Origin of the sequence: Streptomyces sp. NBC_01618, assembly GCF_045209435.1 — a bacterium.
Taxonomy (GTDB): domain Bacteria; phylum Actinomycetota; class Actinomycetes; order Streptomycetales; family Streptomycetaceae; genus Streptomyces.
Genome location: NZ_CP109297.1, coordinates 6618257 through 6631118, shown reverse-complemented (window position 1 = coordinate 6631118; position 12862 = coordinate 6618257). Strand labels below are relative to the sequence as shown.

Here is a 12862-nt window from a genome sequence, read left to right as displayed (position 1 = left end):
GCTTCTCCAGTTGTGCTTGTCAGCGATGTGGGGGTAGTGGTTCAGCGGACGGGCTCTGCTGTGGCGTCTGGCCGGGCTTTGACTTCGAGCGGCTTGATGTCCCCGACCATGAAGAGGTAGATAAGGCAGCCGGCGATGGCGACGCCGGCAGCGGCGAGGAGTCCGCCGACGAAGGAGCCGGTGCTGCTGTAGATCAGGCCGATGACGAACGGGCTGGCGACGCCGGCGAGATTGGACACGGAGTTCTGGACGCCCTGGATTGTGGACGCCCACGACCGCGTCGAGAGCGGCGCGATGTCGGCGGGCAGCGTCACGATGCTCGACGTGGCGAAGGTGACCCCGCCGAAGGACAAGGACAGCAGGGCAAGCGCCACCATGCTGTTGTCGACCACGGCCGCCAGGCCGATCAGCGCGGACACCAGCATGCCGGCGATGATGCAGGACTTGCGGGCGAAGGTCAGGCTGTGGCCGCGTCTGACCAATGCGTCCGAGGCCCAGCCGCCCCCGAAGTTGCCGATGAATGCGATGATTGCCGGGATCGTGCCGAACACGCCCAACGTGAGCAGGGAGAAGCCGCGTGCCTCGACGAGGTATGACGGGAACCAGGTGATGAAGAAGTAGATCACGAAGGACTGGCAGGAGAATCCCAGCGCCATCCCCCAGACCGTTCGGTACCGGAGCAGGTCGCGCCAGCGCAGTTGCGGGCCGTCGTCTGATGCGTCGGCGTCCTGCTTTTTTTGGCCGGCCTCGATGTAGGCGAGCTCCGCCTCGTTGACCTTCGGATGCTTGCGGGGGTCGCGGTACATCTTCAGCCAGAACACCACCCAGATCATGCCGAGCACCCCGGTGACGATGAACGAGCCGCGCCACCCGACGGCCGCGATCAGCGCGGTCACCAAGGGGGTGGCGAGCAGCGTGCCGCCTCGCGCTCCGCTGTCGTAGATCCCCGACGCTGTGCCTCGCTCCTGGCGGGGGAACCACCGCTCCACGACCTTCGTACAGGCCGGGAACGCGGCCGCCTCACCGACCCCGAGCAGCAGCCGGGCGCCGATCAGCGAGCCGACCCCGCGGACGGCTGCCATGGCGAAGGTGATGAGCGACCACCACGCGACGGCCGCGGCGTACAGCACTCGGCTGCCGAAGCGGTCGACGAGCCAGCCCATCGGGATCTGGAACAGGGAGTACGTCCAGAAAAACGCGCCGAGCAGCAGACCCGAGAGCGCCGGGTCGATGTGCAGGTCCTTGGTCATGTAGGGAAGCGCGACCGAAATGTTGGCCCGGTCCACATAGGCGATGGTCAGACCGGCGAAGGCCAGCCAGATCATGACCCATCTGACACGGGAGCGGCGCTCCGCGGGAGGGGCGGCAGCCCCGACAGAAGTAGTCATCGCATCTCTTCCTGGAGGTGGGACGTCTGAGCCGCCACGTGCCGTGCCAACGTCAGGCGCTCAGTCGGCGCCGCCGTCCCCGCGAGGTGGGCGGCGCTCATGTCGATGGCCTGGAGTCTGCCCGGAGCGACAGATGTCCGTCAATAGTGACGGACGTCTGTCGCTCTTGGAGGTCGACAATCGGAAATGGCATACTGGCTCCTCGACCTCTTCAGACTGCGCAGCGGTTCAAACCGCCGTCACCACAAGGAGTGCTGTGAGCGAAGCGGTGCACGACGCACCCCTGGTGTCGAGCCGGCTGGACGACAGCACCGGCGACGCACTGCTCGTCGTCATCGACGAAGTCGGCAGCCCGGTGGGCGCCCGGCAGATCAGTGCAGCGCTGGCCGAGCGGGGACGGCACCTGTCCGAATCCACCGTGGCGCGACGACTGCGCCAGCTCGATGCCGAAGGCCTGACTCTCCAGGTGGGAGCCAAGGGCCGCGTCCTCACCGACGCGGGCAACAGAGCGGTCGAGCGTCTGCGGCGCACGTCCCGGAGCGCAAGCCTTGTGTCGGCGTCCGAGGTGCGCACCGCTCAGGACGTGATCAACCTGCTCAAGGCCCGGCGGGCGATTGAACCCGAGGCTGTACGTGACGCCACCACGCACATCTCCGACGCCGAACTCGCCGTTCTGCGCACGGTCGTGGCCGAGCACCACGACCGGGCCAAGGTCAAGGAGCGGCCTCCCAGGGACATCGCACTCACCTTCCATCGCCTGCTGAGCGCGCCCGCGCGCAATCCCCTGGTGCGGGCGATGGTCGCCATCGTGCTCGATGACAGCCATGATCACGTCGAGGCGGCGCTGGACGTCATCCTGGAGGCGCATCACCACGGCGCCGTCAGCGTGTCCGAACACGGATCCATCATCGAGGCCATGGCCCAGCGCGACGCAGAGCGCGCCGCCGAGCTGATGCGAGCCCACCTCGACCGACTACTGGAAGAGGTCGACACCTTCATCGTCCGTTACGACTCTGAGCTGCTCGAACGCCTCCTCCGCCTACCGTGAAGGATGCAGTCCGCCCGAGCCGCACTCGGACGGCGCGTCACGTCGCAACAGGGCGAACGTTGCCTGATGCGGCACTAGCCATGGACTTCATCGAGACCGTGACCGTGAACGGACACGTACATTCTCGCCGTCATCGAACACGCCACCCGCCGGCGTTGTCACGTTGGTGGGGTGTTGATCGATTGAGGGTGCGTCAGGGTGTGTAGGGGTCGGGCGGGGGCCTGGGTCACGCTGCGGTGGGCAGGGCGGTGGCGCCGGTGATCTGGTCCCAGATGGCGAAGCGGGTGGTCATCTCGGTGCGGTATTCGGTGGCGGTCATCAGGTGGCGGCGTGGTCGGAAGTGGGGTGAGATGCCGCTGAACGCGGCCAGGAACCGCTGGGCTCCGCCGACGGAGCGGAAGCCCTTCATGGCGCGTTCGCGTTGCCGGGTGGGCTGGTGGGAGTTCTCGGCCCGATTGTTCAGGCCCTTGTGGGAGCGGTGTTCCACGGAGGGCATGACCTCGCGGTGGGCCGCGCCGTAGGAGCGGAGCTTGTCGGTGACCACCACCCGCGGCGCGGTGATGGCCTTCTTGAGCAGCTTACGGAAGAAGCGTCGGGCCGCGGCCTTGTCCCTTCGGCCCTGGACCAGGATGTTGAGCACGTTGCCGTCGGCGTCGACGGCCCGCCACAGGTACTTCAGCTCGCCGTTGATCTTCACGAAGACCTCGTCCAGGTGCCACTTGTCGCCCGGGCGGGGCCGCCGGCGGCGCAGGGAGTTGGCGTAGGCCTGCTCGAACTTCGCACACCAGCGCCGGACGGTCTCGTGGGAGACGATCACGCCGCGCTCAAGCATCAGCTCCTCGACCTCGCGGAAGCTGAGCGGGAAGCGGAAGTACAGCCACACGCAGTGCGCGATGATCTCCACCGGGTACCGGTGCCCCTTGTACGACGGCGACGCGGACGACACGAGCGAACCCCTCCCCAGCACGATCAACTCCAAGATCATCCCAGGCCGGTCAGCCAACGTGACAACGCCCTTCCACGCCCTGGGACAGCACGGGACAGGGCCGCTCCGAAAGACCCGGTCCCCTCCACCCCGGCCCGCCGCACCGTGCCCAAGCCGCCGGCCCACGCGAGCAGCCCGCGGTATCCGGCGGCGGTGGCCGGGAACTCCTCGGTGCCGAACACTGCCCCGAGCGGGGAGAGGACGGCAGCCACATGAGTGTCCCGGTGCGTGTCCACCCCCGAGGATCACCTCCCCCGTGGGACAGCGTCGGCGGCGGGCTGGGGCGCGTGCCGTCTGGCCTTCCTCACGATGGGACACCCGGTATACACAACGCCAGGCTGGATGCGCCTGAACCGTCTTCGGGTGTCTCGCGCGCCTCGGTGAGGGCGTCGGTGGCTCTGCGACGCACCGCCAGAGCCTCGGGCGTACCGATGCCATGACATGCAAGGGGACGTGCACTCTCTTCGGTGGCACGACCGAAAAGACATGCGTCTCGGCCGCCACGGCGCTATCGGGGCCGAGGTGCGGGAGTCAGCGGCCGCGGCGCGGCAGTACGAGGTGATCGAGCGGCTGCCGGCGGGGCGATTCATGTCGGCGAGAGGGTGCGCCGTCGTGGGGGGCGGTGAGCGCCGGCGGAGGGACGGTTCCGCGCCACAGAACCCATTTAGCATTGACTATCGTTTTCATATAGCGTTCGGTGTCGACGACGACCCAGGAGGTCTTCATGGCAGTCCCGAAGCGGAAAACGTCCCGCAGCAACACCCGTCACCGTCGTGCCCAGTGGAAGGCCACGACGCCTCAGCTCGTGCCCGTCACGGTCGACGGCTCCGTCTACCAGGTGCCGCAGCGGCTGGTGAGGGCCTACGAGCGCGGCCTCCTGCGCCCCGAGGGCTGATCCTTCATGGCCCAGGACCTACTGCCCGTCACTGTGCTTTCCGGCTTTCTGGGGGCCGGCAAGACCACACTGCTCAACCATGTCCTCGGCAACCGCGAGGGCATGCGGGTCGCGGTGATCGTCAACGACATGAGCGAGATCAACATCGACGCGGCACTGGTGCGCGGAGGTGAGGCCGCACTCTCGCGCACCGAGGAACGCCTGGTCGAGATGACCAACGGATGCATCTGCTGCACCCTGCGCGACGATCTGCTCGAAGAGGTGGACCGGCTCGCCCGCGAGGGGCGCTACGACTACCTGCTGATCGAGTCCAGCGGTATCTCGGAACCGATGCCGGTGGCGGCGACCTTCTCCTTCCCACGAGACGACGGGGCGACACTGGGTGATCTCGCCCGGCTCGACACGATGGTCACCGTGGTCGACGCGGCCAACTTCCTTCCGGAACTGGCGGGGGGTGACGGCCTCGCCGAGCGCGGACTCGATCAGTACGAGGACGACGAGCGGACGGTCAGCGACCTGCTCATGGACCAGATCGAGTTCGCCGACGTCATCGTGCTGAACAAGCTGGACCTCGTGGACGAGCGAGGGCGCGAACAGCTCAACGCCGCGCTCAACCGCCTCAACCCGGTGGCTCGGATAGTGCCCGTCAGCCGAGGCCGCGTGGAACTGTCCGAGGTACTCGGCACCGGCCTCTTCGACCTGGAGCGGGCCCAGCAGGCTCCCGGATGGGTTCGTGAACTGAACGGGGACCACATGCCGGAGACCGAGGAGTACGGAATCTCCAGCACGGTCTTCCGCTCGGACCGCCCCTTCCACCCCGACCGCCTGTGGACATTCGTCACCGGCGGGCTCGACAGCGGCCGGTACGGGCAGGTACTGCGCTCCAAGGGATTCTTCTGGCTGTCCAGTCGGCCAAACGTGACCGGACTCTGGTCACAGGCGGGTTCCGTGGCCCGCTTCGAGCCGTCCGGCGCGCGCGACGCCGACACCGCGCAGGGCCAGGAACTGGTCTTCATCGGCACGGATCTGCAGGTGGAGGCCCTCCATGATGCCCTGGCCGAGTGCCTGATGTCCGAGGGAGAGGCGCGGCCCGTGACCGATCCGTTCCCGGAGTGGGACACCTACGGCATCGACGACGCGTGTGAGCACAAGCACCCGGACCCGGTGGCGGCACACCCCTGAACTCCGGGCCGGACGGTGGTCGCAGCCACGGCATCGTCCGGTCCGGCTCTTACACGTGTATAGGTGAACCTCGTCGACCAGACCATCGGTCGACGGGGTTCACCTATACACGTGTACACGCGGCGGCAGGGGCCTCACTCACCCCGGGTCATTACTGAGCAGCGGGTCGGGAATCGCGGCCCACGCCTCCCTGCCCTGCGCCAACTCATGGTCGGTCAGCAGGGCTTCGTCGAGGGCGAGTCGGATGGCCTGCTCATCGAGATCCACTCCGGTGAAGACGATTTCGTTGCGCCGCCCCCCGTAGTAGTCGTGCCAAAACCACGACGCGAGAGTGCGCCTCTGGGGCGTGGCGGCCTGCCAGGCCCGCGCCTCTTCCGGCTCCGGCCACCGGTCCGCCTCCCGCAGTTCCAGGTGCGCGCCGGCGGAACGCCAGGTGACCACGGAATCGGGACGGCTGGAGAGCCCCAGATGGCCTCGGCCGCGTACGACGCCCCTCATGACGGCGGTGAGGGCATCGGCCAGGCGTTGCGGGTGGGCGGGGCGGCGGGAGCGCCACAGCACTGACTGCACGGAGTGCGCGGTTCCGCGCCGGATGCCGGGGATCACCACGGGATCCAGTCGCGCCAGCCACTGTTCACCGAAGTCAGCCGGCAGGGGGCGCACCAGGTGACGCCCATCGGCGGATGAATCCAGAAGCGAAGCGGTGCCGTTGACCTGCTCTACCAGAGACGCCGCTCCTGATGCGTACCGCCTGTCGGCGCCTTCCCCCGCGGGCACGTAGAGCACATCGGCAGACTCGACCTGCCGTACCGCCGCCTCGGCCTGCGTGAGCGGAGCCGGACGGTCCCAGCCGTTCCACAGCCGCACAGCCCGGTACACGCAACCGATATCGGCCGGATCGGCAACCAGGCCGGGTCCTACGAGTCCCCCATCGTCCTCGGCGATTACAAGAAGGACAAGGACGCCGAGCTGGAACGCCCGGAGCAGGTGTCGCTCATCGACACCGAGACGGGCAAGATGCGGCTCGTCGACATCGGTACGAGCTACACCTTCCGTTCGCTGGCACGCGGTCCGCACGGTGAGGCGCTCGTCCTGGGCACCGACGGCAGTATCCATGTCATCGACCCCGCCACGGGCAAGGTGACCAAGAAGATCTCCGCCCTCGGTTCGTGGCAGGAGCCGCTGGACTGGCAGCAGCCCCGCCCGGCGCTGTTCGTGCGCGACCACACGGCGTACGTCTCGGACCCGTCGAGCAAGAAGCTGCTGGCCATCGACATCGAGTCGGGCAAGCAGCTGGCCTCGACGGAACTGCCGAAGGCCCCCAACGAGCTGAGCGGCGTCAAGCAGCGCTGACCCTCTCCCGAGTCCCGAGGAGCGCGTTCCCGCCGGGCGGGAGCGCGCTCCTCCTGCTGCTGTCCTGCGATGCCCCCGCGACGCCGCCTCGTCAGCGGGGGCGGCCTTCGGGCCGGGGAACGGCGACGGGTGGTGTCACCAGGAGGACTTGGTCACTCCGGGAAGGAATCCGGCGTGCGCCTGTTCGCGCATCCTGACCCGGGACAGCCCGAACTTCCGCAGGTGACCGCGGGGACGGCCGTCCACGCTGTCCCGGTTGCGCACCCGGGTCGCGCTGGCGTTGCGCGGCTGGCGGCGCAGTTCCTCGGCCGCGGCGGCCCGCTCGGCCTCCGTGGTGTCGGGCCGACGGATGATCTCCTTCAACTCCGCACGCCGTGCGGCGTACTGCTCGACGGTCGCCTTGCGCTTCTCGTTCTGCGCGATCTTGCTCTTCTTGGCCATCAGACCTTCACTCCCCGCGCCCGGATGCGGGCGACCGCTGCCTCGACGCCGATGGTGTCGATCGTCTTGATCGCCCTGGCGCTCAGCACCAGGCGTACATGCCGTCCTTCACTGGGCAGCCAGTAGCGCTTGCGCTGGATGTTCGGGTCGAATCGGCGCGACGTGCGCCGGTGCGAGTGGGAGATGTTGTTGCCGAAGCCCGGCTGTGCGCCGGTCAGTTGGCAGTGGGCGGACACGAAGTTACCTGCCTCTCATTGAACCGGCCCCCATATTGAACATGGAAACCATTTCCATATAGTAGCGGCATGGCTCGCAACGAACTACGCCCGATCATCAAGCTCCGCTCCACCGCGGGAACGGGCTACACCTACGTCACCCGCAAGAACCGACGAAACAACCCCGACCGGCTGGTGCTGCGGAAGTTCGACCCACTCGTCCGCCGCCACGTCGACTTCCGCGAAGAGCGCTGACACCACAACTCCCCCGCTCAACACCCCCCGACCCCTAGGACACCGCTATGAAGCCCGGGATCCACCCCGCCTACCGCCCCGTCGTCTTCCGCGACAAGGCCGCCGACTTCGCCTTCCTGACCCGCTCCACCCTGACCAGCGACCGCACCGTCGAATGGGAGGACGGCAACACCTACCCTGTCGTCGACGTGGAGATCTCCTCCGCGAGCCATCCCTTCTACACCGGCACCGCCCGCGTCCTGGACACCGCGGGCCGCGTCGAGCGCTTCGAGCGGCGCTACGGCCGCCGTGAGGGCCGGTGATGGAGGACAAGCACACGCTCCCCGTCGTCATCGTCAACGGGCTGCACTCGGACGCACGCCACGAGGTCGTGGAGGGGCTGTTGAGGGAGGTGCCTCACAGCGTCGCACTGCACCACGACCTGGCGACAGCGGAGAAGGGCACGGTGCGCCGGACCGTACGCGACACCTCCGGGATGCTCTCCAGCGGCGAGGCCCCCCTGGTGAACGACTGCGCCTGCTGCGCCCTGCGCGTGGACCTGATGCCGGAGCTGGAGCGCCTGGCGGTCGACGGTGTGACCAGGATGGCCGTCGTCGAGCTCTGGGACTCCGTCGAGCCCAGGGCGATGGCCGAGGTCATCGCCGCGCACGGTGAGGGCCTGGTCGAGGTGACCGGTGTGGTCACCGCCGTCGATCCCGCCCTCGTGCTGCCCTACCTCGTCAACGGTGACGACCTCGCCGAGGCGGGTCTGGCAGCCGCGGCCACCGATGAGCGGACCGTCGGAGACACCTGGGCCCGGCAGTTGGAGTACGCGTCGGCTGTCGCCCTCGTGGACAACGACCGGGCGGACGAGGAGGACCGGGCGCTGATCGGTCAGCTGCACCCGACGGCACCGCAGGCAGCGGCCGGTTCCCAGGAGTTGGTGAAGCTTGCTCTCTCGGGGTTCGACGTGGAAGCGGCCGGTGCCGGCCAGCATCCGGCCTGCGCCCTGCTGCCCCAGGAGGCCGAGGAGGCCGGCGTCAGCACTCTCGTGTGGCGCAGGCACCGCCCGTTCCATCCCGAGCGCCTGTACGACGCGCTGGAGGATCTGAGTTGTGCGGCCGCCCGCAGCCGGGGCCGGTTCTGGCTCGCCGATCGTCCCGACACCCTCCTGTCCTGGGACGCGGCGGGCGGCGCGCTCTGCGTCGAGAACAACGGCCCCTGGCTCGCATCCCTGCCGGACGCCGTCTGGGACATGGTTCCGCCGGTCCGGCGAGCGGCCGCTGCACTGGACTGGCACCCCGAGCACGGCGACTGCTGCCAGCACCTGGTCTTCATCTCTCCCGGCCTCGACCGGGACGGACTGACCGCTCTGCTCGATTCCTGCCTGCTGACCGACGACGAGTACGAAGCAGGCCGCGCGGCATGGAAGAACCTGCCGGCCGCATTCGACGCGCTTCTCGACCCGGTCCACTGACCGCCTCACGCACCCGAACACCCACCCCCGTAAGGAAGACCCATGGCGCGACGCCAGGAACCCCGTAAGCCCGCCAAGAACCGACCGAACCCGCTCGACGCAGCGGAGATCACCTACATCGACTACAAGGACACCGATCTGCTGCGGAAGTTCATCTCCGACCGGGGCAAGATCCGCAGCCGCAGGGTCACCCGTATCAGCGCCCAGCAGCAGCGACAGGTCGCCACAGCGGTCAAGAACGCACGCGAGATGGCGCTGCTGCCGTACTCCAGCTCCAGCAAGTGATCCGCGGCCCGGGGCAGCCGTCGCGGTGCGGGGCGGGGTGACGTTCGAGAGCCCTGGGCAGCACGCCGCAGCGCCGGCAGCGCGCCCGGAGGCGTCCGTGTCGGGACAGGCTTACTCTGCGGGATATGCCGGATATATCTGCCACTCGTTCCCCGGCAGGCCACTCCGGCGTCTCTCAGGAGGCGAACCTACGAAGGAGTCAGCGAGATGTCCACGACCACGGCGCACCACCCCCACCCCGCGCACGCGCACCAGCACGCCCCGGGATGCGGCCACGTGGCGATCCCGCACAACGACCACATCGACTACGCGCACGACAGCCACCTGCATCGCGTCCACGAAGACCATGTGGACGAGTGCGTGAATCCGGCGCACTCGGTGCACGAAGGGCACGAGCACCAGCACGGACTGGACTGCGGCCATGTCGCCGTGCCGCATGAGGACCACGTCGACTACGTCCATGACGGCCATCGGCATGCCTCGCACGACGGGCATTGGGACGATCACTGATCAACCACTGCAGCTCGAGGCCCGTCGGCATCGGCCGATCAGGTGACATGCACGGACACGACAGGCGCCGGTGTGGACTCTCCGCACCGGCGCCTGCCGCTGTTCACGTTCGTTCATGACGCAGGCATAGAGGTCGCTCGGCCTGGACATTATGGATATGACAATCATCTCGAAGAGCTGACCCATCACCTGCGGCGGCGCCAACCAGTGCCCCCGGCAGTCGAGCTGTCGCTGCCCCCCTGAGAGGCGAGTGCCGCTGTTGGCTGTCCCCTTGTTCCTGAACCCGAAGCTCGAACCACCACTCACGTCCTTGCTGGCCTCATCCCGATTCCTGCACAGCCTCGTGGACGGGCTGGGCTCGCCCCTCAACCCCGACCACCGAGTTGATGCGCGTCCTGGGGATCGACGAACGACCCGTGCACAGCGTGAGCCTGGAGTCGGACGCGGACGTCCGGGAGGCCGCCATGCAGGCCCGGACCGACGGCCCCATGTCCGACCACCATGCGGCCTCGCGGCGGAAGCCCCGGGGCCGCAGCCGTCGGCATCCCACCTCGGCGCCTCGCGGACCACGCGCCCGGTCGGGACGTACATGACGTCAGCACCATCAGTGCGCCGCGCCACTGTCGGACGGGTCCTGCTTGCCCGCGTCGATGACCACGGCAACGATGAGTGCGGCTGTCGCGAACGCCAGCGCCGCGCCGATGAACGCCCTGCTGTAGCCATGCGTCATGGCCTCCTGGGCTCGTATCACGAGCGCGGCGTCGTGCATGCGCAGACCCGCGAAATAGGTCTCGTCCGCGTGCGGCAGGCGGTTGTCGGCGACGGACGTCGACAGCGTGGCCAGGATGGCCAGGCCGAGCGCGCCACCGGTCTGTTGAGCGGTGTTGAGCAGTCCCGACGCACTGCCCGAGTCGCTCGTGTCGACACCACGCACGGCGCCGAGTGTCAGCGGTACGAAGGCGCAGCCGAGTCCGACGGCGGTGACGAACATGGCGGGCATCAGCGCGCCCGCGTACGGGGAGTGCGGTGTCAGCGTGCTCAGCCAGAGCATTCCGGCCATGGCGACCACCAGTCCGGGTGCGGCCAGCAGCCGTGGCGGCAGCTCGACCACGAGCTTCGAGCCGATCCCCGCCATCAGGCCGATGCCGGCACTGAACGGCAGGTAGGCGAGCCCCGTTCTCAACGCGCTGTACTCCAGCACATGCTGCATGTAGAGGGTCAGGAAATAGAACGTGGCGAACATGCCCAGGCCCACGAGCAACAGGGCCGCGTAGGTGCCTGCACGGTTGCGGTCCTGGAGGACGCGCAGGGGCAGCATGGGGTGTTCGATGCGGCTCTGCCGGAGCAGGAACAGGGTGAGCAGCACCGCGGCGGTGGCGAAGCAGGTGAGGGTGAGGCTGTCGGTCCAGCCCTCCTGGCCGCCGCGGGTGATCGCGTAGACCAGGGAGAGCAGGCCGGCGGTCCCCGCTGCCGCCCCCTGGACGTCGAGCTTCCCGTGTGCGGGGTCGGCCTCGCCGAGCACGGTGGTTCCGGCCAGCACACCGATGCCGATGGGTATGTTCACCAGCAGTACCCAACGCCAGTCGAGGTACTCGGTGAGGACACCGCCCGCGATCAGGCCGACGGTCGACCCCACGCCGGCCATGGCGGCGTAGGTGCCCATGGCTCGGTTGCGCTCCATGCCCTCGGGAAAGTTCGTGGCGATCAGCGCGAGCGCGGTGGGTGCCGCGACGGCGGCGCCCATACCCTGTAGCACCCGTGCGGCTATGAGCAGTCCCGCATTGGGTGCCAGGCCGCCGAGCAGTGACGCGAGTACGAATAAGGCGATGCCGAACCTGAAGACGCGGCGCCGACCGAACAGGTCGCCGGCCCTGCCGCCGAGAAGCATCAGTCCGCCGAACGTGACCGCGTAGGCGTTCACCACCCAGGCCAGGTTGCCCCCGGACACCTTCAGTCCGCTCTGGATGCTCGGCAGCGCGATGTTCACGATCGTGGCGTCGAGCACCACCATCAATTCCGCCGCGGCGATGACGAGCAGGGCGAGAACCGGGTGACGGGTGGGTCCCGTCGGGGAAGCCTTTTCGGGGCCCGAGCCGGCCCGTGCTCCGCGTGACATGGGACCTCCAGGTGGTGGGGCGCACGCGCGCGGCCGGGGAAATCCCGGAGGCGCGCCGCGTGCGGCTGATTTCAGCCGGTTTATCTTGCTTCTTTGTTCTGCGACCGGCGCCGCGCGCAATCCGTGCATCGCCCCGGCCACTGGCGTGGCTATCCTGCCCGTGATGACGCACAACGGGGCCGGGCTGTTCAACTGAGGGAGAGATCATGCTTGTTCGCATGACGAAAGGCATTGCCATCGCCACCACCGGTCTTCTCACCGGCGCATTCGGCTATGGGGCGATCAACCTCGCGCCGACGTTCTGGAAGGTTCCGCTGGAAATGCGGCTGTCCTTCCACGCCCAACTGATGAAGATGAACTCTCCGGTGATGCTGACCGCGATGGCGGCCGCCGCTGCCAGCTCCCTGGCGCTGGCGCTGCAGACCCGCGGCCGGGAGCGATGGCTCGCCGCCGGTGCGACCTCGCTGGCGGTGGCGTCCTTTCTGATCACTCGTTTCGGTAACGTGCCGATCAACGGTCAGATCAAGGTGTGGGCCACCACGTCGGCGCCGGCCAACTACGCCGAGCTCCTGCACCGGTGGGACCTGTTCAACCGGCTGCGCACCACCACCGCCCTGGTCGCCTTCATTCTGCTCGTCGTCACCGCCGTGGCGCCTTTCCGAGACCGGCAGGAGACCGCTCGGGAGCCCATCGAGGCGGACGGCGCGCAGCCGCGGGAGACGAAGGCATGAGA

15 protein-coding genes and 1 pseudogene are annotated in these 12862 nt (G+C 68.2%); 10 read left to right on the top strand and 6 right to left on the bottom strand.

Features of this window, described 5'->3' with window-relative positions:
* Positions 1 to 41: 41 nt before the first annotated feature.
* On the bottom strand, positions 42 to 1388 hold the full coding sequence (locus OH735_RS30770) for an MFS transporter (RefSeq protein WP_406384952.1): 1347 nt from the start codon (positions 1386 to 1388) through the stop codon (positions 42 to 44).
* 256 nt (positions 1389 to 1644) lie between these two features.
* On the opposite strand from OH735_RS30770, the gene OH735_RS30765 reads away from it, so the two are divergent.
* Positions 1645 to 2436, top strand: coding sequence for an FCD domain-containing protein (locus tag OH735_RS30765; protein WP_406384950.1), 792 nt, complete (start codon positions 1645 to 1647; stop codon positions 2434 to 2436).
* 226 nt (positions 2437 to 2662) lie between these two features.
* On the opposite strand, the gene OH735_RS30760 is transcribed toward OH735_RS30765, so the two are convergent.
* Positions 2663 to 3421 (bottom strand): IS6 family transposase, encoded by a 759-nt coding sequence (locus tag OH735_RS30760; RefSeq protein ID WP_406384948.1) that lies wholly within the window; start codon positions 3419 to 3421, stop codon positions 2663 to 2665.
* Between the two features lie 724 nt (positions 3422 to 4145).
* On the opposite strand from OH735_RS30760, the gene rpmF reads away from it, so the two are divergent.
* Together rpmF and OH735_RS30750 are read left to right on the top strand one after the other, a co-directional pair.
* Entirely contained in the window at positions 4146 to 4316 is a 171-nt protein-coding gene (rpmF, locus tag OH735_RS30755; protein ID WP_406384947.1) for a 50S ribosomal protein L32, read from the top strand.
* A gap of 6 nt (positions 4317 to 4322) precedes the next feature.
* On the top strand, positions 4323 to 5498 hold the full coding sequence (locus OH735_RS30750; protein WP_365693491.1) for a GTP-binding protein: 1176 nt from the start codon (positions 4323 to 4325) through the stop codon (positions 5496 to 5498).
* Between the two features lie 138 nt (positions 5499 to 5636).
* Here the strand turns inward: OH735_RS30750 and OH735_RS30745 are convergent, their stop codons facing one another.
* Positions 5637 to 6377, bottom strand: coding sequence for a GTP-binding protein (locus OH735_RS30745; RefSeq protein ID WP_406384945.1), 741 nt, complete (start codon positions 6375 to 6377; stop codon positions 5637 to 5639).
* 6 nt (positions 6378 to 6383) lie between these two features.
* On the opposite strand from OH735_RS30745, the pseudogene OH735_RS30740 reads away from it, so the two are divergent.
* Positions 6384 to 6851: pseudogene (locus OH735_RS30740) on the top strand (hypothetical protein); the annotation flags it as partial.
* 135 nt (positions 6852 to 6986) lie between these two features.
* On the opposite strand, the gene rpsN reads toward OH735_RS30740, so the two are convergent.
* Together rpsN and rpmB are read right to left on the bottom strand one after the other, a co-directional pair.
* On the bottom strand, positions 6987 to 7292 hold the full coding sequence (rpsN, locus tag OH735_RS30735) for a 30S ribosomal protein S14 (protein WP_406384944.1): 306 nt from the start codon (positions 7290 to 7292) through the stop codon (positions 6987 to 6989).
* Positions 7292 to 7528 (bottom strand): 50S ribosomal protein L28, encoded by a 237-nt coding sequence (rpmB, locus tag OH735_RS30730; protein WP_406384943.1) that lies wholly within the window; start codon positions 7526 to 7528, stop codon positions 7292 to 7294. Before rpmB ends, rpsN begins: the two co-directional genes overlap by 1 nt.
* 69 nt (positions 7529 to 7597) lie before the next feature.
* Here rpmB and rpmG point away from each other — a divergent pair, with 69 nt between their 5' ends.
* The 5 genes from rpmG to OH735_RS30705 all read left to right on the top strand — a co-directional run bounded on the left by rpmG (position 7598) and on the right by OH735_RS30705 (position 10013).
* Positions 7598 to 7762, top strand: coding sequence for a 50S ribosomal protein L33 (rpmG, locus tag OH735_RS30725; protein WP_203183923.1), 165 nt, complete (start codon positions 7598 to 7600; stop codon positions 7760 to 7762).
* Between the two features lie 47 nt (positions 7763 to 7809).
* Complete coding sequence (locus OH735_RS30720; RefSeq protein ID WP_329814610.1) at positions 7810 to 8064, top strand: type B 50S ribosomal protein L31; 255 nt, start codon at positions 7810 to 7812, stop codon at positions 8062 to 8064.
* Positions 8064 to 9218: a CobW family GTP-binding protein gene (locus tag OH735_RS30715; RefSeq protein WP_406384942.1), complete on the top strand. Its 1155-nt coding sequence runs from the start codon at positions 8064 to 8066 to the stop codon at positions 9216 to 9218. Before OH735_RS30720 ends, OH735_RS30715 begins: the two co-directional genes overlap by 1 nt.
* Before the next feature lie 42 nt (positions 9219 to 9260).
* The gene (rpsR, locus tag OH735_RS30710) at positions 9261 to 9503 is read left to right on the top strand and encodes a 30S ribosomal protein S18 (protein ID WP_406384941.1); all 243 of its coding nucleotides are present in this window, start codon (positions 9261 to 9263) and stop codon (positions 9501 to 9503) included.
* Between the two features lie 207 nt (positions 9504 to 9710).
* Complete coding sequence (locus OH735_RS30705; RefSeq protein ID WP_389998894.1) at positions 9711 to 10013, top strand: hypothetical protein; 303 nt, start codon at positions 9711 to 9713, stop codon at positions 10011 to 10013.
* A gap of 604 nt (positions 10014 to 10617) precedes the next feature.
* Here the strand turns inward: OH735_RS30705 and OH735_RS30700 are convergent.
* Positions 10618 to 12129, bottom strand: a complete 1512-nt coding sequence (locus OH735_RS30700; protein ID WP_406384940.1) for an MFS transporter — start codon at positions 12127 to 12129, stop codon at positions 10618 to 10620.
* Positions 12130 to 12347: 218 nt separating this feature from the next.
* On the opposite strand from OH735_RS30700, the gene OH735_RS30695 reads away from it, so the two are divergent.
* Entirely contained in the window at positions 12348 to 12860 is a 513-nt protein-coding gene (locus OH735_RS30695; RefSeq protein ID WP_406384938.1) for an anthrone oxygenase family protein, read from the top strand.
* Positions 12861 to 12862: the final 2 nt, after the last annotated feature.

Coding starts and splice junctions, on each gene's coding strand:
- OH735_RS30770 (WP_406384952.1), bottom strand. CDS start 1,388: ATGACTACTTCTGTCGGGGCTGCCGCCCCTCCCGCGGAGCGCCGCTCC.
- OH735_RS30760 (WP_406384948.1), bottom strand. CDS start 3,421: ATGATCTTGGAGTTGATCGTGCTGGGGAGGGGTTCGCTCGTGTCGTCC.
- rpmF (WP_406384947.1), top strand. CDS start 4,146: ATGGCAGTCCCGAAGCGGAAAACGTCCCGCAGCAACACCCGTCACCGT.
- OH735_RS30750 (WP_365693491.1), top strand. CDS start 4,323: ATGGCCCAGGACCTACTGCCCGTCACTGTGCTTTCCGGCTTTCTGGGG.
- rpsN (WP_406384944.1), bottom strand. CDS start 7,292: ATGGCCAAGAAGAGCAAGATCGCGCAGAACGAGAAGCGCAAGGCGACC.
- rpmG (WP_203183923.1), top strand. CDS start 7,598: ATGGCTCGCAACGAACTACGCCCGATCATCAAGCTCCGCTCCACCGCG.
- OH735_RS30720 (WP_329814610.1), top strand. CDS start 7,810: ATGAAGCCCGGGATCCACCCCGCCTACCGCCCCGTCGTCTTCCGCGAC.
- OH735_RS30715 (WP_406384942.1), top strand. CDS start 8,064: ATGGAGGACAAGCACACGCTCCCCGTCGTCATCGTCAACGGGCTGCAC.
- rpsR (WP_406384941.1), top strand. CDS start 9,261: ATGGCGCGACGCCAGGAACCCCGTAAGCCCGCCAAGAACCGACCGAAC.
- OH735_RS30705 (WP_389998894.1), top strand. CDS start 9,711: ATGTCCACGACCACGGCGCACCACCCCCACCCCGCGCACGCGCACCAG.
- OH735_RS30700 (WP_406384940.1), bottom strand. CDS start 12,129: ATGTCACGCGGAGCACGGGCCGGCTCGGGCCCCGAAAAGGCTTCCCCG.
- OH735_RS30695 (WP_406384938.1), top strand. CDS start 12,348: ATGACGAAAGGCATTGCCATCGCCACCACCGGTCTTCTCACCGGCGCA.